We start from the raw sequence: 17,995 nt of genomic DNA on the forward strand, positions 1-17,995 counted from the left end.
ACCACTCCGCGCGCAGAACCCACCGAACAGCACACCAGGCACAGAGAAACCGAGCAGGGAGAGACATGAGCGGCAAGGGCGCACCCGTCCTCAGCGTGAAGAACTGCAGCGACCTGCGGGTCGCGGTCATCGCGGCGCAGTGGCACGAGAAGATCATGGACGGCCTCGTCGACGGCGCCCTGCGCGCCCTGAGCGAGCTCGGCATCGACGAGCCGACCCTGCTGCGCGTCCCCGGCAGCTTCGAGCTGCCCGTGGTGGCGAAGGTACTCGCCGGTCGCGGCTACGATGCCATCGTCGCGCTCGGCGTCGTCATCCGTGGCGGAACCCCGCACTTCGAGTACGTGTGCCAGGGCGTGACCAACGGCCTCACCCAGGTCTCGATCGACACCGGCGTACCCGTCGGCTTCGGCGTCCTGACCTGCGACACCGAGGAGCAGGCCCTGGACCGGGCCGGCCTCGAGGGTTCGAACGAGGACAAGGGCCACGAGGCCGTCACCGCCGCCGTCGCCACCGCGACGACGCTGCGCACGGTCAGCGAACCCTGGCGCTGAGCCCGCCCACCACCGGGCGGAGGCACTGCGCGCCCGCTCGGTAGCACCCCGTACTCTTAGGACCATCATGGCGAACAAAACCTTCGAAGAGCTCTTCGCCGAGCTCAAGCACAAGGCCGAGAACGGCGACCCGGCCACCTCCCGCACCGCGGAACTGGTGGACAAGGGAGTCCATGCCATCGGCAAGAAGGTCGTCGAGGAGGCCGCCGAGGTCTGGATGGCCGCCGAGTACGAGGGCAAGGAAGCCGCCGCCGAGGAGATCTCGCAGCTGCTGTACCACGTCCAGGTGATGATGGTCGCCCGCGGGATCTCGCTCGACGACGTCTACGCCCACCTCTGACGGGTCCGGCCCCGACGCCCACCGCACCACTTCCAGGCAACTCCCAGAAAAGGAAGCTCACCTCATGCTGCGCATCGCCGTCCCCAACAAGGGTTCCCTCTCCGGACCTGCGTCGGCCATGCTCCATGAGGCCGGCTACCGGCAGCGCAAGGAGTCCAAGGAGCTCGTCGTCATCGACCCGGAGAACGAGGTCGAGTTCTTCTACCTCCGGCCGAAGGACATCGCGATCTACGTCGCCTCCGGCAAGCTCGACATCGGCATCACCGGCCGCGACCTGCTCCTGGACTCCGGCGCGAACGCGGCCGAGATCCTCCCGCTGAACTTCGGCCGCTCCACCTTCCGCTACGCCACCCGGCCCGGCACCGCTCAGGGCCCGGAGGACTTCGGCGGGATGACGATCGCCACCTCCTACGAGGGCATCGTCGCCAAGCACCTCGCCGACCAGGGGATCGACGCCTCCGTCGTGCACCTCGACGGCGCCGTCGAGACCGCGATCCAGCTGGGCGTCGCCCAGATCATCGCGGACGTCGTGGAGACGGGCACCTCCCTGCGCAACGCCGGCCTGGAGGTCATCGGCGAGCCGATCCTCCGGTCCGAGGCCGTCGTCATCCGCCGCGAAGGCGCCGACGAGGACCACCCGCAGGTCCAGCAGTTCCTGCGCCGCCTGCAGGGCGTCCTGGTCGCCCGCTCGTACGTGATGATGGACTACGACTGCCGCGCCGAGCACCTGGAGCAGGCGGTCGCCCTCACCCCGGGCCTGGAGTCGCCCACGATCTCGCCCCTGCACAACGAGGGCTGGGTCGCCGTGCGTGCCATGGTCCCGGCCAAGGAGGCGCAGCGGATCATGGACGACCTGTACGAGCTCGGGGCCCGGGCCATCCTGACGACCGCCATCCACGCCTGCCGCCTCTGACCGAAGCAGCAGGCGGACCCCAGGCAACACGGCGCGAAGGAACCGAGCGATGTCCGACCCCACCCTGCCCGCCCTCCCGGTCACCTTCCGGCCGGGCCGCACCCGGGCGGTCCTGCTGACCGTCGGCGCGGTGATGTTCGCCGTCATCACCGCCGTGGCGCTGATGCTGGAGAAGCTCGGGCCGGGCGAGCGGGCCAGCTTCATCCTCACCGCGGCGCTGTTCCTCGGGGTCCTCGCGATGCTCAGCCGTCCCAAGGTCGTCGCCGACGAGCACGGCGTCACGGTCGTCAACATCACCCGGACCCGCCGGCTGGCCTGGGCCGAGATCCTGCGGGTCAACCTCCGGCCCGGCGACCCCTGGGTCTTCCTGGACCTGAGCGACGGCACCAGCATGCCGGCCCTCGGCATCCAGCCCGGCATCGCCAAGGAGCAGGCCATCCGCGACGCCCGGGCGCTGCGCGCCCTGGCCGACAGCCACGGCACCGGGGCGGACGCGCGCTGAGTCCCCCATACGGGGCCGACCCCCTGCCCAGGCGGCGGTCGGCGTGACTACTCTGGAGGCGGTGGTGCCGAGCGGCGCCACCGCCTCGCGCGTGCAGGGCCGCTGCCGCGGCCCGCGAGGCCCCCCTGCGACCCGAGGAGTGACTCCCTCCAGCAATGGACGGATCGTCCGGTAGTACCTGCGCCGCCCCCTCCACGGAGGCGGCGGCATGATCATCTCTCTTCTGCTGCTCGCCGCAGCCCTCCTTCTGATCCTGGCCAACGGCTTCTTCGTGGCCGCCGAGTTCGGCCTCGTCACCGTCGAACGAGCCGAGGCCGAGCGGGCCGCCGCCGCCGGCGACCGACGAGCCCGTACGGTGGTCAAGGCGCTGCGCGAGCTGTCCTTCCAGCTCTCCGGCACCCAGCTGGGCATCACGATCACCTCCCTCGTCGTCGGCATGCTCGCCGAGCCCGCGCTGGCCGGCCTCCTCGACGGCCCCCTGACCGCCACCGGACTGCCCGAGGGCGCCGTCTCCGGGATCTCGGTGGTGATCGGCATGCTGCTCGCCTCCGCCGTCCAGATGGTGATCGGCGAGCTCGTCCCCAAGAACTGGGCGGTCTCCCGGCCGCTCCAGGTGGCCCGCTTCGTGGCCGGCCCGCAGCACGTCTTCTCCGCCGCCTTCCGGCCGGTGATCGCGCTGCTCAACCGGGTCGCCAACCGGCTCGTCCGGCTCCTGGGCGTGGAGCCCGCGGAGGAGCTCGACTCCGTACGCACCCCCGGCGAGCTGGTCTCCCTCGCCCGCCACTCGGCGCTGGCCGGCACCCTCGAACAGGACACCGCCGACCTGTTCGTCCGCACGCTCACGCTGGGCGGCCTCACCGCCCAGCACGTGATGACCCCGCGCGTGAAGGTCAGCGCGCTGCAGTCGGACGCCACCGCGGCCGACGTCGTCAACCTCACCCGCGCCACCGGGCTGTCCCGCTTCCCGGTCTACCGCGAGCGCATCGACGAGATCGTCGGCATGGTCCACCTCAAGGACGCGCTCGCCGTGCCCCCGCACGAGCGGCTGCGCACGCCCGTCGGCCGGATCGCCGTCGCCCCGCTGCTGGTGCCCGAGACCCTGCCGGCCCAGGCGCTCCTGGAGCGGCTGCGGCGGGAGCAGCCGATCGCCGTCGTCGTCGACGAGTACGGCGGCACGGCCGGGGTGGTCACGCTGGAGGACATCGTGGAGGAGCTCGTCGGCGAGGTCCGCGACGAGCACGACGCCGCCGCCGACGAGCGGCCGGAACTGGCCGTCGTGGCCGCCGGCGAGGACGGCAACCCCGCCTGGGAGGCGGACGGCTCCTGCCGCGTGCACACCCTGCACCGGATAGGGCTCGACGTGCCCGACGGCCCGTACGAGACGGTCGCCGGGCTCGTCGCCGACCTCCTGGGCCGGATCCCCGCCCCCGGGGACCGCGCCGAACTCCCCGGCTGGCGGTTGTCGGTGCGGCAGGTCGACCGGTTCCGCGCCGAACGGGTGCGGATCGTCCGGACGGCCGATCAGCCCCTCGTGCCGGAGGCGGTGCGATGAGTCTGCTCCAACTGCTGTTCGCGGCCCTGCTGGTGGTCGCCAACGGCTTCTTCGTGGGCGCCGAGTTCGCGCTCGTCTCCGTACGGCGCAGCCAGATCGAACCCCTCGGGGGGAAGCGGGCCCGCCAGGTGCTGCACGGTCTGGAGAACCTGCCGCAGATGATGGCGGCGGCCCAGTTCGGCATCACCGTGTGCTCGCTGACCCTGGGCGCGGTGGCCGAGCCGACCGTGGCCCGGCTCCTCGAACCCGTCTTCCACGCGCTGCGGGTGCCGGACGGCCTGATCCATCCGCTCGGGTACGTCGTCGCGCTCGCGGCGGTGGTCTTCCTGCACCTCGTCATCGGCGAGATGGTGCCGAAGAACCTCGCGATGGCGGCCCCGGAGCGGACCGCGTTGTGGCTGGGGCCGGGGCTGGTGGGATTCGCCCGGCTGTGCCGGCCGGTGACCGCCGCCCTGGGCGCCTGCGCCCGCCTGGTGCTGCGCGCCTTCGACGTCGAGCCGAAGGACGAGGTGGAGGCGGTGTTCACCAGCGCCCAGCTCGGGCGTCTGGTCGAGGACGCGGGCCAGGCCGGCCTGATCGGCCCGGTGGAGCAGGAGCGGCTGGAGGACGCCCTGGAACTGGGCAGCCGCCCGGTGACCGACGTCCTGATCGCCCCGGCGGAACTGGTCACGGTCACACCGTCCGTCACCCCGCGGGAGATCGAGGAGCTCACCGTCCGGACGGGGTACTCGCGCTTCCCGGTGTGCGCCGGCGGACGCGGCGGCTACATGGGCTTCGTGCACGTCAAGGACGTCCTCGACCTGGAGGACCGGGAGCGTGCGGTGCCCCAGCACGTCTGGCGCCCGATGGCGACCGTCCGGGCCGAGCTGCCGCTCGACGACGCCCTGACGGTGATGCGCCGCGCCGCCACCCACCTCGCCCGGGTCGTCGACGCCTCGGGCCGGGTGCGGGGCCTGGTGGCCCTGGAGGACGTCCTGGAGATGCTGGTGGGCGAGGTCCGCGACCCCGCGCACCGCGAGGATCCGCTGGTCGCGGTGCGGCCCGTGGGTGTCCAGCGCCCGGAACGGTCGGCCCGGCGGGCCGAGGGTGCCCGAGGGCGGTCGCCGGCAGGGACGCCGACCGCGGACGGTGTGCCCGCGGACGGTGTGCCCTCCGAGGCCGAGGTGCTGACCGGCTGACCCCGGAGGTTCCCGGAGCCGGCCGGGGCCCGACGGGCACGGGCCGGAGCAGGGACCGCCGGGGCTCCCGCGACGACCGACGTCCCGGTCGCACGGGCCCCGGCCGGACCGTCCTCAGAGGCTGCGCGCGGTGATGTCGCCGTGGGAGGTCGTCGCGCGGATGTCGAGCGCGGCGGTGCCGTCGCTCCGGAGGGCGTTGGCGACGCGGCCGTAGCCGGTGCCGGCGTCCAGCGCGGCCGAGACGCCCGCGGCGGCGGCCACCGTGATGTCGCCGGACTCTGTGCGGAGCACGACCGTGCCGCCGACGGCCTCGGCGATCCGGATGTCGCCCCGCGAGGTGGTGATCTCGGAGGGGCCGCCCAGCCGGCCGACCTCGACGTCGCCGCCGACCGCGGTGAGGCGGACGCTCGCGGCCTCGTCGATCCTGACCCGGCGGTACGCGCCCTCGAAGGCGACGTCGCCGAGGCGGCCGACGCCGTCGAGCTCGGCCGCGGCGGCCTTGGCCTCGACGCGGGAGCCGGCGGGCAGCCGGACGGTGACCTCCAGGGATCCGGTGTCACCGACGAGCCGCTTCTCGGAGGCGGGGGTGTGGATCCGCAGGACTCCGTCGGCGTAGGCGATGGTGGTCCGCTCGGCGCTCGTGACGTCGGCGCTCTTGGAGGGGTCGGCGGGCAGGACCTCGACGGTGGTGTCGGCGCGGTCGTCGGCGACGATGCGGACGCGGCCGGCGGGGATGTCCAGGACGGCGGAGATCGGGGCGGTGGTGTCGAACTTCTGCATCGTGCTCTCCTGTGCTCGCTCGTGGTTTCTGACATTGGAAAAGCTACGTTGCTTTCTAGTTCCTGGCAACATGCTCGTTGCGTAGAATCCGCATAACAGCAGCTAGAAGTGCAGAATCTGTTGCAACGACTCTGCTCGTAATGCAACGCAACGAGGCCGATCATTGCAATGACCGAGAAGTGAACGCTATAGTGGGTCCAGGCGACACCACGAACGAGCACCAGGGAGGCCGCGATGCCGGGAGGCAGGCTCACTCAGCAGGAACGTCAGCAGATCGCGCTGGGGCTGGCGGACAGCCTCCCCTACGCCGAGATCGCGAGGCGTCTCGATCGTCCGACCTCGACGATCACGCGTGAGGTCATGCGCAACGGCGGCCCCACCGGCTACCGCTCCGACCTGGCCCACCGCGCCACCGAGCGGCGCGCCCACCGCCGCCGGTCCGCGCCCGCCCGCGGGCCGGAGTCGGCCCCCCTGCCGCACGGACGCGAGGCCGAGGCCGTGGCGGAGTACGAGGAGACGCTCACCACCGTCCTCATGAGCTCGGGCGTGCCCAAGATGGGGGCGCGGGTGCTGACGAGCCTGTTCACCGCCGACACGGGCAGCCTCACCGCCTCCGAGCTGACGCAGAAGCTCCAGGTCAGCCCGGCGTCGATCTCCAAGGCGATCGCCTTCCTGGAGAGCCAGAGCCTCGTCCGCCGGGAGCGCGACGAACGCCGTCGCGACCGCTACGTGGTCGACGACGAACTCTTCTTCCAGGCGACCATCGCCAGCGCCCGGGCCAACGACGAGCTCGTGAAGACCGCACGGCTGGGTGTCGCCGTCCTCGGCCCTGAGACCCCCGCCGCGAACCGGCTGGAGAACGTCGCCCGTTTCCTCGACTTCATCAGCGAGAGCATCACCCGGGCCGCCGAACAGGCCCGCGAAGTCCTCCACACCAAGCCCGCACCCGCCCCGGGCGGTCCCGACGAGCAGTCCCACGCCTGAGGAGCGTCGGCGTCGAGGCCGCGGAAGGGGCCCGGCCCGCCGTCAGGGCCCCGTCGGGTCCTGCCGGCCGCGGGCGGACGGTCCCCGGCCCGACAGGACCTCCCCGTAGGCCTGCATGAGGTCGGCGAGCCGCAGCGTGGCCAGATCGTCCCGGGTGGGCGTGCCGGGGTAGCCGGCGAGCCGCAGATCGCGGTACGCGCAGGACTTCTCGTACAGGGTGCGCAGGAAGCGGCCGTTGCCCAGCTCGTCGATCCAGCCCTGGTCGACGACGTGGCCGCTGATCGAGCGGAGCTCGTCCAGCGCCTCCTCGTCCCAGCGGTCGCCGTTCGTCGCCGCCAGCACCTCGCCGATCGCGGTGAGTTCGAGCGGCCGGTAGGAGGGGAAGTCCACCCGGGTGGTGAAGCGCGAGGAGAGTCCCGGATTGGTGGCGAGCAGCCGGTCCATCCCCTCGGGGTAGCCGGCCAGGATCACCACCAGGTGGTCGCGGTTGTCCTCGGCGCGCTTGAGGAGGACCTGGAGCGCCTCGTCGCCGTAGGCGTCGCCCTTGCTGTAGCCGGTGTTGGACAGCGAGTACGCCTCGTCCACGAAGAGGACGCCGCCGATCGCCGAGTCGATCAGCTCGTTCGCCTTGACCGCGGTCTGTCCGAGGAACTCGCCGACCAGATCGGCCCGTTGGGCCTCCACCAGATGATCGCCGCCGAGCAGGCCGAGTGCGTAGAAGACCCGGCCCAGGATCCGGGCCACGGTGGTCTTCCCGGTCCCGGAGGGGCCGGAGAAGACGAAATGCCGTTTCGGCGGCTGGACCGGCAGTCCCTGCCCCGCCCGTAACCGGGCCATCTCCAGCTGCGCCGAGAGCGCCTTGACCTGCCGTTTCACCGGCTCCATCCCGACCATGCGCTCCAGCTCGGCCAGCGCCTCGGCCAGCAGGACCGGGTCCGTGGGGCTGGCGGGGAAGCGCGGCGGCGCGGGCTGGACCGGGAGCACCGCCTTCTGCCGGACGACGTCCGGGGGCTCGGGAGGTGTGCCCGAGGCGGCCGGAGGCGCCGGGTCCGGGCCCAGGCGCAGTCCGTCGGAGGCGGCCCCCTCGGCGTCGCCCTGCGCCGCCTCGACGGTGTCCTGGCCGAGTCCGCCCAGGGTGACGGCGGCGAGCCCGGCGGTCTCGTCCGGCCCGAAGCCGTCGTACTCGGTGATCGCCGCGAGCCGGGCCGCCGTGTCCATGAAGGCCGGATCGATCCGGTGCACCGCCCGGTAGAGGGGGAGTGCGGCGGCGCTGCGCCCGGTGCCCTCGTGCGCCCGGGCCAGCCAGTACCGCAGTTCCTTGCGCTGGGGCTGCTCGCTGCGGCAGCGCATCAGTGCCGCCGAGAGCAGCGGTTCGGCCTGCCCGTACATCTCCAGCCGGACCCGGGCCATCCCGCCGAAGAGGCCGGCCTCGATGCCCAGCAGCGGGTCGTTCACCAGGGGTTCGGTGTGCCGGACCAGCTGGTCCCAGTCCTTGACCAGGTACGACCGGCAGGCGTGCAGGAAGCGGACCTGCGGGTCGGTGTCGATCGGCGGCAGTCCGGCCAACGCCCGGTCGAGCTCCGGCACATGGCGTCCGTCGAGCCAGTGCGAGGCGTGCGCGAGCAGCAGGTCGCGGGTGCTCTCGAGGACGGGCTGGACCCACCAGCCCAGCCAGTACCAGGAGTTCAGGGTCCGGCGGTGCCGGGCGCGCTGCTCGCCGAAGCGGTCGCGGTTGCGGTACATCCGCAGCAGCGCCGTCGTGGTGTCCACCCGGAGGGCGTGCAGACCGAGCCAGCCGTCCGCCATGCCGGGGTCGACGCGTACCGCGGTCCGGAACTCCTCCTCGGCCTGCGGGTAGGCGCCCATCGTGTAGGCGTCGACTCCCCGCAGCCAGGCGAGCTCGGCCGGGGCATGTCCGCCCTGCGTGCCGATGTCCATCGGGTCCCCCACAAAACGTGTCCCCGTAGTTGTCCCGGGGGGCGGGTGCCCGCCGGACTCCGTACACAACCGCGTTCCCACGGACGGGATTTGACCGCACCGAGGGCATCGTACCTGCGCAGAGGGGGCGCGACGAAGGAGAAGTGCATGATCCGGCGGCGATAACCCTGGGTGAGCATCGGGGCTCGCGGCGGCGCGGAGAAGGGGCGGATCGGGGCAGAACGAAGCCCCCGATCACGGGGGAACAACCGGGGGCTTCGCGTCCGCGGCGGCTCCGTAAAGCCGCACATTGAGAACGTAGGACCTGTACGGCCCTTGGGTCAAGCGGAGTTGAGGCACTTGCGGGCGTCGAGTTCCGGCCCGTCAGTGAGGTGGCAGCGGACGATCACGTTGGGTGACCAGGAGGTCCGAGTGTGGTGCCACAGCGGGCCCGGGGAGCCACTCGTATCCCTCCTGGCACTCACGTATCAGGGCGTCGGCGAAGGGGCGGGAGGGGTCGGCCGCGAAATGGCGCGACTCGGCCACCGTCCAGCCGTCCCAGAAAGCGGACTGGGCCGGTCCGTCGCGCCGCCGGCCGCGGGCCCACGACTCCCCGGCGTCCCGCTCCATCCACAGCAGCGCCGCCAGATACGGGCGCAGCGCCCGCCGGCCCGCACCGACGCCCTCGACCAGGACGACCGGCGCCGGGGGGAGCGCGCGAGGCGGCCCGAAGGCCCGGAGAGTCCAGTCGTACGGGTGGTAGCGCGCGGTCTCGCCCCGGGAGAGCGGGCCGATCACCTGCTCCCGCATCCGCCCGGTCCACGCGAACAGCTCCGCGTGGGTGGCGAGGTCGTCGAGGTGGAGGACCGGGGCGGCCAGCAGGCGGGCGAGCCGGCCGGCGAAGGTGGACTTCCCCGAGCCGGCGTGACCGTCGACCGCGACCAGCCGTACCGGCCCGCAGGACGGCGGCAGGCGGCGCAGCGCGTCGGCGGCGCGGTCGAGGTGGCTCATGGAGGCAAGCGTAGGTGACCGACCCTCGAGGGTGGTCGCCGCAGGTCAGCCGCGTCCGAGCGCCAGTGGTCGAGACCAATATTGGTCCGGCGACGCGGGTCGAATCGCTGGCAGAAGCCCGCCGGGAACCGCGATAGTGGTCCCCGCCCGGCACGCACCGCACGGACGCGCACAGCGCCCCCCGTGCACCCACGCACCCGCCCGACAGAGTCCCGGCCGCTCCTCCCCCGGCGCATCGCACCGCCCGCGCCGCCCGGGGCGTCCGCCGCCTCCGCCCGCCTCACCCGTTCTCCGACTGGGGGTCACCGCCCATGACCAGCTCCACCCCGCGCAGAACCGTCCTCGCCGCCGCCCTCGTGGCCGCCGCGGGCACCGCCACGACCACCGCGGCGCCGGCCGCCGCCGCGGGCCGGGCCGCTGCGGAGGCCACCGCGGACCCGGCGGCCGACCCCGCCGCGCCCCGCCTCGTGGACAACCGCTTCTGGACCTCCTACACCGACTGGCGCTGCGGCAGCTCCCGCGGCACCCGGGCGGTCGCGGGCCACCGCCCGGGCCTCGTCATCGGCACCCCGGCCGGCCGCACCGACTACGCCGACCCGCACACCGGGACGACCTCCACCTGGGAGTACGCGAGCTGGACCTCCCCGGTGCACACCTCCCGCGTCCCGGCCACCGAGGTCATCGCCTCCTGGAACGCCGACACACCGGCCGGCACCTGGATCCAGATCGAACTGTCCGGCACCTACCACGACGGGACCGCCACGCCCTGGTTCGTGATGGGCCGCTGGGCCGCGGGTGACGCCGACATCCGGCGCACCTCGGTCGACGACCAGAGCGACGGCCGCAGCTCGATCTGGACCGACACCTTCTCCGTCGACGACGCGTCGAGCGGGCTGCGCCTGGTCTCCTACCGGCTGCGCCTGACGCTGTACCGCACCCCGGGCACCGACCTGACGCCGACGGTCTGGCGGCTCGGCGCGATGGCCTCCGACGTCCCCGACCGGTTCGAGGTCCCGGCCTCGGTGCCCGGCCTCGCCCGTGAGCTGACCGTCCCGCGCTACTCGCAGAACGTCCACGTCGGCCAGTACCCCGAGTACGACAACGGCGGCGAGGCGTGGTGCAGCCCGACCTCCTCGCAGATGATCATCGAGTACTGGGGGCGCAGGCCCGGCCCCGAGGCGCTCGCCTGGGTCGACCCGGCCTTCGCCGACCCCCAGGTCTGCCACGCGGCGCGCTTCACCTTCGACTACCAGTACGAGGGCTGCGGGAACTGGCCCTTCAACGCGGCGTACGCGGCCACCTACGAGGACATGAACGCGGTCGTCACCCGCCTCGGCTCGCTGACCGACCTGGAGACCCTGGTCCGGGCGGGCATCCCGGCCATAACGTCCCAGTCCTTCCGCAAGGAGGAGCTGACCGGGGCCGGGTACGGCACCTCCGGTCACCTGATGACCGTGATCGGCTTCACCGCCGAGGGCGACGTGATCGCCAACGACCCGGCCTCGCCCGGCAACGAGGCCGTGCGCCGGGTCTACCGGCGCCGCGAATGGGAGAACATCTGGCTGCGCACGAAGAGGTACGACGCGAACGGCAAGGTCAGAAGCGGTACGGGCGGTGTCTGTTACGTCTACTGGCCGGCCGAGCCGACACCGGTCCAGCGTCGCGCGCTACGGTCGCTCGGCCTGCTGTGAGCATGTACGGTCCCACGGCAGTCCCGACGACCTGACGGCACCGCTCCTGGCCGTTCTGCGTGAGGTGGCCGTACCGGTCCACCTTCCGCAGCCTGCGATAGCCGGGCTTACCGGTCACCTGCGGCCCGGTTCTCCTGCCCGAGAACGGTCCGGACGGCGAGAACGGCTGCCGTTGCGACCTCGACCTGCTCGGCGCTGGGGCAGAAGCGGACATATCGTTCGGTGGCACTATTGAGTGCCACCGAAATTCCGACAATGTGTCCGCTCCAGCCACCTAGTGTCCTGGCCATGGACTCTGAACAGCTCAAGCTCTCTTCGCGCAAATGGATGATCGCGGCCTTCACCGCGCTCGCCGAAGGCCCGGCGTCTCATGACCTGGCGGTCCACCACGCCGGGATCGCTGCCGAGCATCTCCTCAAGTCATACCTGGCCAGCCTCCACCCGGCTCTCGTAGTGGAGGGCAAGGACTTCAACTCCTTGCTGCACGCGACGGGTCACGGGGCACACGCTTCGGTTCCCGCGGAGCAGGTCAAGACCATCGGCTTGGCCGAAGCCCATGTCCGAGCGCAGAAGATCTTGCGAAAAAGGATGCCGGTCGATCAGCGGGCGCTTGGACCGCTAGCCAATGCTCGTAACGGCGTCGCACACAGTGGCATGTACGACCGGTCGGAGGTCAATGCCGTCTTCACCACGTGTCTCCGGCTGATCGACCCCTTGCTCGTCGAGCTCAAGATCGACACTTCCTACTGGGGCCGTTACGAGTCCCTGCACGACCGGCTTCTCGAAGAGAACGTGGAAGCTGTCCGTGTCCGGCTGGAGAGCAAACTTGCTCGGGCCAAGGATGTCTTCTCTGAACGTTACGGCCACTTGCCCCAGAAGGAACGCGAGCTCGTCCTCGGCACGATTGCGCGAGTCTCTCCTCCCGGCTACATCGAACACGACGAGCCCGCCACCTGCCCGGCATGCGACTCGCAGGGCTGGCTTAGTGGTGACACGCACGTGGACGAGGATGAGTGGGCGGTCATGTTCACCCCGTTCGTCTTCACCTGCCCAGCCTGCGATCTGCGTGTCGAGCACGAGGAACTTGAAGAGCTGGGGGGGCTTGCGGAGGAGGTCAAGCTGGATGAGCCACCAACCGACTTCGACGCGGACTGGGAGCCAAGTGAAGTCCGTGGATCTTCATGGGATGGAGGATCATTCCACAACTTCTGATAGCCGGACTCACCAACAACTCCTGAGCACTTCCGGCTGAGCGGCGTCCCGTTTGAGGTCCGCATACTGCTGGTGGGCGCGGTCAGCCGGTCAATGCCTTGATTTCCTTTTCCACGGCTTCGGCCAGCAGGGGTCAGGTCACCATCCAGCGAGTCCGGAATCAGTCCAAGGGCGGCCTGCGGGTAATACTCCCGCCCAGCGCAAGGCATTGGCGGCCGTCGGCATCCGCTGACGCGGTGCGGGCGGGCGCCCGCCGCGGTCGGCTCCCGGCAGGCGTGTGACCCGCACCCGCCGAACGGGCATACTCCCCGCGCCACAGCCGCCGGTCCGCCTCCTTCGCGATCCGTCGGAGGCAGCATCGGCGCAGAGCCGAGTACCGGCGACGCCCGCCCCACCCCGGCGCGCGCCGCCGCAGCGCCCGAGAGGGAGGAGTGCACCGCCATGCCCGACCGTGCCGCCCAGACCGTGGAACGCCTGCTGCCCACCGAGGAGGCCGGGGAGCTGCTCGCCCTGGTCCGCGACATCGCGGCGCGGGAGATCGCTCCCGCCGCCGCCGAGGAGGAGGCCGCCGGACGCTTCCCCCGCGAGGTGTTCACGCTCCTCTCCGAGTCCGGCCTGCTCGGCCTGGTGTACGACGCCGAGTACGGCGGCGGGGGTCAGCCGTACGAGGTGTACCTCCAGGTCCTCGAGGAACTCGCCGCCGCCCGGCTCACCGTGGGCCTCGGGGTCAGCGTCCACACCCTGTCCTGCCACGCCCTCGCGAACTTCGGCACCGCGGAGCAGCGGACCGCCCACCTCCCCGCGATGCTCGGCGGCGGGCTGCTCGGCGCGTACTGCCTGTCCGAGCCGGCCTCCGGATCGGACGCCGCCTCGTTGCGGACCAGGGCCGTCCGGGACGGCGACGACTGGGTGATCACCGGCACCAAGGCGTGGATCACCCACGGCGGGATCGCCGACTTCCTCACGGTGATGGCCCGCACCGGCGGCGAGGGGGCCCGGGGGATCACCGCGTTCCTGGTGCCCGGGGACGCGGTGGGCGTCGCTGCCGCCCCGCCCGAGCGCAAGATGGGCCTGAAGGGCTCGCCCACCGCCCAGCTGCACTTCGACGGCGTGCGGGTCCCGGACACGCGAAGGATCGGCGAGGAGGGTCAGGGCTTCGCGATCGCGCTCTCCGCCCTCGACTCGGGGCGCCTCGGCATCGCGGCCTGCGCCGTGGGTGTCGCGCAGGCGGCGCTGGACGAGGCCGTCGCGTACGCGCGGGAGAGGCGCCAGTTCGGCCGGCCGATCGCGGACTTCCAGGGGCTCCGCTTCCTGCTCGCCGACATGGCGACCCGGATCGCGGCCGGGCGGGCGCTGTACCTGGAGGCGGCGCGGATGCGGGACGCGGGGCGCCCCTTCGCGCGGCAGGCGGCCATGGCGAAGCTCTTCTGCACGGACGCGGCGATGCAGGTGACCACGGACGCCGTGCAGGTGCTGGGCGGGTACGGCTACACCGCGGACTTCCCGGTCGAGCGCTACATGCGCGAGGCGAAGGTGCTCCAGATCGTGGAGGGCACCAACCAGATCCAGCGGATGGTCATCGCACGTCACCTCGCCGGACCAGAGTCCCGCTGACGCCGCTGACCCGTACGGTGCGGTTCGCCCACACCGGAGCCGCGGCGAGCCGGTTCCATTCCTGGTCGCTGCGGCCGGGCAGGGTCCGGCCATGGCTGGCCCAGTGCCGGACGAGCGCCCGGTAGATGGGCGGGTCGGCGTACGCGGAGTTCGCTTCGGCCTGCTGCGGAACCGATTCTTCGACGCCCGGGTCGACCAGGCGCCTCCGTCCGTAGCCGCTCGGGGTGGTGTACAGCGAGGTCATGCCCGGCTCAACGCGGCCCGGGGGGAAGGGGTCACCGCCGCGCGGATTCGCGCGCGAGTTCGCGGGGTTCCCCCGCGCCGGTGACATCCGGCCGGCCCCGCTCGCCCCCGGAGCGGTGCCTGCACGGCTCTGGTCTCCCGAGCGGTTTCTGACGTACCGTCAATTCCCGCTCGCCGACCAGGAGGTCCGCCGTGTCCGACGACCGGCCCGTCGCGCTCGACGAATACCCCGTGCACCAGGCCCCGCTGTCGATGAAGCACCACGTCAGCGGCGACCGCAACGCCTACGACCGCTGCATCTTCCACGTCTTCGACCACCGGGGCCGTGCCCTGCTCATCGCCGGCCTCGGCGTCTACCCGAACGCCGGGATCGTCGACGCCTACGCCACCCTCCGCGTCGGCGACCGGCTGCACGCCGTCCGCGCCTCCGACGCCCTCGGCGACGACCGCACGGACCTCGCCGTCGGGCCGCTGCGCATCACCGTCGACCAACCCCTCAGGACCCTCACCCTGCACTGCGACCCCGACCCGGACGACCCCGACGGGCTCTCCTTCGACGTCACCTGGACCGGCGACTTCCCCGCCGTCTGGGAGCCGCACCACACCCAGCGCCGCGGCGGCCGGCTCGTCCTCGAAGGCCGCCGCTTCGTCCAGGCGGGCCACTGCACGGGCACCGTGCGGGCCGGCGGCGAGGAGTTCGCCGTCACGCCGGGGGAGTGGACCGGCACGCGCGACCGCAGCTGGGGCGTACGGCCCCTCCCGGGCGAGGAACCCGGCCGCGCCGACGAGTTCCGGCCGGAGGGGTTCCACTGGCTCTGGATCCCGATGCGCTTCGACGACCGCTTCCTGATGGTGATCGCCCAGGAGGACGCCGACGGCTACCGCACCCTGAACGAGGCGGTCCTCGTCCGCGACGGGCGGCGCGACGTCCAACTCGGCTGGCCCCGCACGGAGATCGTCTACCGGCCCGGCACCCGGCATCCCGAGCGCGCCGTCGTCCACCTCACCGACCCCGCGGGGAAGCCCCTGGAGATCGGCGTCGAGATCCTCGCCTCCTCGCCGCTCGCGGTCGGCGCCGGCTACCCGCCCGCCACCGACTGGCAGCACGGCACCTGGCAGGGCCGCGACTGGACCGACCGGCGGGTCTACGACCTCTCGGACCCGGCCGCCCACCCCATGGCCGCCTTCGGGGTCACCGACCACGCGGCCCGCTTCACCCTGGACGGCCGCACCGGTCACGGGATCTTCGAGCACGGCTCCTTCGGACGCCACGACCCGAGCGGCTTCGCCGACCACTCCTCCGTCGCCCAGTAGGAAGGGGCAGCCATGGCCACGGCCCCGCGACCCCGCACCACCACCCGTGACCCCGAAGAGCTCGGCCGACGACTCGCCGGCTGGCTCGACGGCCGCCTCGCCGGCGCCCGGGTCGGCGGACTCGCCGTCCCCGGCTCCAACGGCATGTCGAGCGAGACGCTCCTCTTCGACCTCGACCACCCCGACGCCCCGGCACGCGGCTGCGCCCTGCGGCTGGCCGCCGACCCCTCCGCCTACACGATCTTCCCCGTGTACGACATGGAGCGGCAGCACCGGGTGATGAGCCTGGTCGGCGACCACACCGACCTCCCCGTCCCGCGCGTGCTCTGGCTGGAGCCCGACCCCGGGCCGCTCGGGGCGCCCTTCTTCGTGATGGAGCGCGCCGAGGGCCGCGTGCCGCCGGACGTCATGCCCTACACGTACGAGGGCAACTGGCTGCACGCCGCCACCCCGGCCGAACGCGCCCTGCTGGAAGCCGAGTCCGTCTCCGTACTCGCCCGCCTGCACGACCAGTTCCCCGCCAAGGAGGCGGAGTTCCTCCTCCCGGACGGCGTGGGCAGCCCGCTGCGGCGCCATGTCGACGCCCAGCGCGCCTACTACGCCTGGGTGGTGGACGGCCTCGCGCCCTCGCCGCTCATCGAGTCCGCCTTCGCCTGGCTGGAGGACCACTGGCCGGACGACGAGGGCCCGGCCGTCCTGAACTGGGGCGACGCGCGCATCGGCAACATCGTGTACGACGGGTTCCGGCCCGCGGCCGTGCTCGACTGGGAGATGGCGGCCCTGGCCCCGCGCGAGGTCGACCTCGGCTGGACCGTCTACCTGCACCGCTTCTTCCAGGACCTGACGGTGGACTTCGGCCAGCCCGGCCTGCCGGACTTCCTGCGCCGGGACGCGGTCGAGCGGCGCTATGCCGGACTCACCGGCCACACGCCGCGCGACATGGACTTCCACACCCTCTACGCGGCGCTGCGGCACGCGATCGTGATGCTCAGGGTCGCGTACCGCCAGGCGCACTTCGGAGAGGTCCGTGTGCCGGAGCGCACCGAGGACGTGGACCGTCTGATCCTGCACCACGCCACGCTCGCGGCGATGGTGCGGGGAAGCTACTGGTGAACCACGGGCGCGGGCGTCGCCTCAGGCGGCGCGCCGCATCTGCGGCACCCTGATCGGACGCGAGCCCGGACCGCCGACGTGCGAGAAGGGCTGCGTCCGCCAGTCGAGTCCCTGAGGAAGCGTCAGCAGGAGCGCGGTGTCCTGCTCCTGGAGCTCCAGGGTCTCGTCGGCGGGGCGGGCGTCGGAGGCCGCGCGGCCGGTGCCGGGGCAGACCGTCAGGACGAACGGGTTCCACGGCGTGGGGCACAGCGCGTGCTCCGGGAGCACGTCCTCGTCCGCGAGCAGTCCGATCGGCTGCACGCAGTCCGGGCAGATGACCCGGAACATCTCGAACGTGTCATAGGCATCGAGCTCGTCGGTCGCCTCGACCGAATCACTAGGCTCCTGCATGGAGAATCTCCCCCTCGGGTGGGTCGACCAGGTACTTGTGGCCTCGACCACAGCAAGCAATTCCCATACGGCGGACCGCATAACCGTGAGGTGCCGCGCGAGCACGGCCACAAACCTGTGGCGTTCGTCACATGCCTGTCGCAGGTGCCCCGGCGGTGCCCAAAGCGTCCCAAAGGGTCGCCACCCGGCTGTGCCGATCACAGCCCGGGGCAATAGGTTGACCGCATGGAGGAGCTGGATCGTCAGATCGTTGAGTTGCTCGTCAAGGACGGGCGCATGAGCTACACCGACCTGGGCAAGGCCACGGGCCTGTCCACCTCGGCCGTACATCAGCGCGTCCGCCGCCTCGAGCAACGCGGGGTCATCCGCGGCTACGCCGCCGTCGTGGACCCGGAGGCCGTCGGTCTGCCGCTGACCGCCTTCATCTCGGTCAAACCCTTCGATCCCAGCGCCCCCGACGACACCCCGGACCGGCTCGCGGACATCCCGGAGATCGAGGCCTGCCACAGCGTGGCCGGCGACGAGAACTACATCCTCAAGGTGCGCGTGGCGACCCCGCTGGAGCTGGAGCACCTGCTCAGCCGCATCCGTTCGCAGGCCGGCGTCTCCAGCCGGACCACCGTGGTCCTGTCCACCCCGTACGAAGCCCGGCCGCCGCGCATCTGAGCGCTGCCCCGTCAGCGCCCGCCG

General features: G+C 72.1%; 18 protein-coding genes. 13 read left to right on the top strand and 5 right to left on the bottom strand.

Annotation, left to right across the window (positions count from 1 at the left end; translation table 11 throughout):
- Positions 1-65 precede the first annotated feature (65 nt).
- From ribH to ACE1OA_RS29155, 6 genes are all read left to right on the top strand, one after another.
- Positions 66-551 carry a 6,7-dimethyl-8-ribityllumazine synthase gene (ribH, locus tag ACE1OA_RS29130; RefSeq protein ID WP_147977061.1) on the top strand — a complete coding sequence of 162 codons (486 nt, stop codon included), beginning with the start codon at positions 66-68 and terminating at the stop codon, positions 549-551.
- 67 nt (positions 552-618) lie between these two features.
- Positions 619-891, top strand: coding sequence for a phosphoribosyl-ATP diphosphatase (locus ACE1OA_RS29135; RefSeq protein ID WP_147977060.1), 273 nt, complete (start codon positions 619-621; stop codon positions 889-891).
- 64 nt (positions 892-955) lie between these two features.
- Positions 956-1,804: an ATP phosphoribosyltransferase gene (gene hisG / locus ACE1OA_RS29140; RefSeq protein WP_147977059.1), complete on the top strand. Its 849-nt coding sequence runs from the start codon at positions 956-958 to the stop codon at positions 1,802-1,804.
- 49 nt (positions 1,805-1,853) lie between these two features.
- Entirely contained in the window at positions 1,854-2,306 is a 453-nt protein-coding gene (locus ACE1OA_RS29145; protein ID WP_356600806.1) for a PH domain-containing protein, read from the top strand.
- A 208-nt stretch (positions 2,307-2,514) separates the two neighbouring features.
- Positions 2,515-3,858, top strand: coding sequence for a hemolysin family protein (locus ACE1OA_RS29150; RefSeq protein ID WP_356600804.1), 1,344 nt, complete (start codon positions 2,515-2,517; stop codon positions 3,856-3,858).
- A complete protein-coding gene (locus tag ACE1OA_RS29155; protein ID WP_356600802.1) occupies positions 3,855-5,036 on the top strand; it encodes a hemolysin family protein in 1,182 nt (393 codons plus the stop codon). The genes ACE1OA_RS29150 and ACE1OA_RS29155 overlap by 4 nt, the downstream gene beginning before the upstream one ends.
- Before the next feature lie 114 nt (positions 5,037-5,150).
- Here the strand turns inward: ACE1OA_RS29155 and ACE1OA_RS29160 are convergent, their stop codons facing one another.
- The gene (locus ACE1OA_RS29160; protein WP_432753607.1) at positions 5,151-5,816 is read right to left on the bottom strand and encodes a DUF4097 family beta strand repeat-containing protein; all 666 of its coding nucleotides are present in this window, start codon (positions 5,814-5,816) and stop codon (positions 5,151-5,153) included.
- Positions 5,817-6,050: 234 nt separating this feature from the next.
- On the opposite strand from ACE1OA_RS29160, the gene ACE1OA_RS29165 reads away from it, so the two are divergent.
- Entirely contained in the window at positions 6,051-6,800 is a 750-nt protein-coding gene (locus ACE1OA_RS29165) for a helix-turn-helix domain-containing protein (protein ID WP_356600798.1), read from the top strand.
- A 42-nt stretch (positions 6,801-6,842) separates the two neighbouring features.
- Here ACE1OA_RS29165 and ACE1OA_RS29170 read toward each other — a convergent pair whose 3' ends face one another.
- Positions 6,843-8,738, bottom strand: a complete 1,896-nt coding sequence (locus ACE1OA_RS29170; protein WP_432753608.1) for an AAA family ATPase — start codon at positions 8,736-8,738, stop codon at positions 6,843-6,845.
- A 363-nt stretch (positions 8,739-9,101) separates the two neighbouring features.
- Complete coding sequence (locus ACE1OA_RS29175; RefSeq protein ID WP_432753609.1) at positions 9,102-9,728, bottom strand: uridine kinase family protein; 627 nt, start codon at positions 9,726-9,728, stop codon at positions 9,102-9,104.
- 311 nt (positions 9,729-10,039) lie between these two features.
- Between ACE1OA_RS29175 and ACE1OA_RS29180 the strand changes: the two genes are divergently transcribed.
- The 3 genes from ACE1OA_RS29180 to ACE1OA_RS29190 all read left to right on the top strand — a co-directional run bounded on the left by ACE1OA_RS29180 (position 10,040) and on the right by ACE1OA_RS29190 (position 14,245).
- Entirely contained in the window at positions 10,040-11,419 is a 1,380-nt protein-coding gene (locus tag ACE1OA_RS29180) for a peptidase C39 family protein (protein WP_386543705.1), read from the top strand.
- A gap of 288 nt (positions 11,420-11,707) precedes the next feature.
- The gene (locus ACE1OA_RS29185) at positions 11,708-12,631 is read left to right on the top strand and encodes a hypothetical protein (RefSeq protein ID WP_386543703.1); all 924 of its coding nucleotides are present in this window, start codon (positions 11,708-11,710) and stop codon (positions 12,629-12,631) included.
- A gap of 441 nt (positions 12,632-13,072) precedes the next feature.
- A complete protein-coding gene (locus ACE1OA_RS29190; protein WP_432753610.1) occupies positions 13,073-14,245 on the top strand; it encodes an acyl-CoA dehydrogenase family protein in 1,173 nt (390 codons plus the stop codon).
- Here the strand turns inward: ACE1OA_RS29190 and ACE1OA_RS29195 are convergent.
- Positions 14,208-14,489, bottom strand: coding sequence for a hypothetical protein (locus tag ACE1OA_RS29195; RefSeq protein WP_356600786.1), 282 nt, complete (start codon positions 14,487-14,489; stop codon positions 14,208-14,210). The two genes, ACE1OA_RS29190 and ACE1OA_RS29195, sit on opposite strands and share 38 nt — an antisense overlap.
- Before the next feature lie 191 nt (positions 14,490-14,680).
- Here ACE1OA_RS29195 and ACE1OA_RS29200 point away from each other — a divergent pair, with 191 nt between their 5' ends.
- Both ACE1OA_RS29200 and ACE1OA_RS29205 read left to right on the top strand, forming a co-directional pair.
- Positions 14,681-15,802, top strand: coding sequence for a hypothetical protein (locus tag ACE1OA_RS29200; protein ID WP_356600784.1), 1,122 nt, complete (start codon positions 14,681-14,683; stop codon positions 15,800-15,802).
- Between the two features lie 12 nt (positions 15,803-15,814).
- Positions 15,815-16,915, top strand: coding sequence for a phosphotransferase family protein (locus ACE1OA_RS29205; protein WP_356778097.1), 1,101 nt, complete (start codon positions 15,815-15,817; stop codon positions 16,913-16,915).
- A gap of 21 nt (positions 16,916-16,936) precedes the next feature.
- Here ACE1OA_RS29205 and ACE1OA_RS29210 read toward each other — a convergent pair whose 3' ends face one another.
- Positions 16,937-17,305, bottom strand: a complete 369-nt coding sequence (locus ACE1OA_RS29210; RefSeq protein ID WP_386543700.1) for a hypothetical protein — start codon at positions 17,303-17,305, stop codon at positions 16,937-16,939.
- Positions 17,306-17,530: 225 nt separating this feature from the next.
- Here ACE1OA_RS29210 and ACE1OA_RS29215 point away from each other — a divergent pair, with 225 nt between their 5' ends.
- Positions 17,531-17,971 (top strand): Lrp/AsnC family transcriptional regulator, encoded by a 441-nt coding sequence (locus ACE1OA_RS29215; RefSeq protein ID WP_017242178.1) that lies wholly within the window; start codon positions 17,531-17,533, stop codon positions 17,969-17,971.
- Positions 17,972-17,995 lie beyond the last annotated feature (24 nt).

It is taken from the genome of Streptomyces sp. JL2001, assembly GCF_050917515.1.
Classification (GTDB): domain Bacteria; phylum Actinomycetota; class Actinomycetes; order Streptomycetales; family Streptomycetaceae; genus Streptomyces.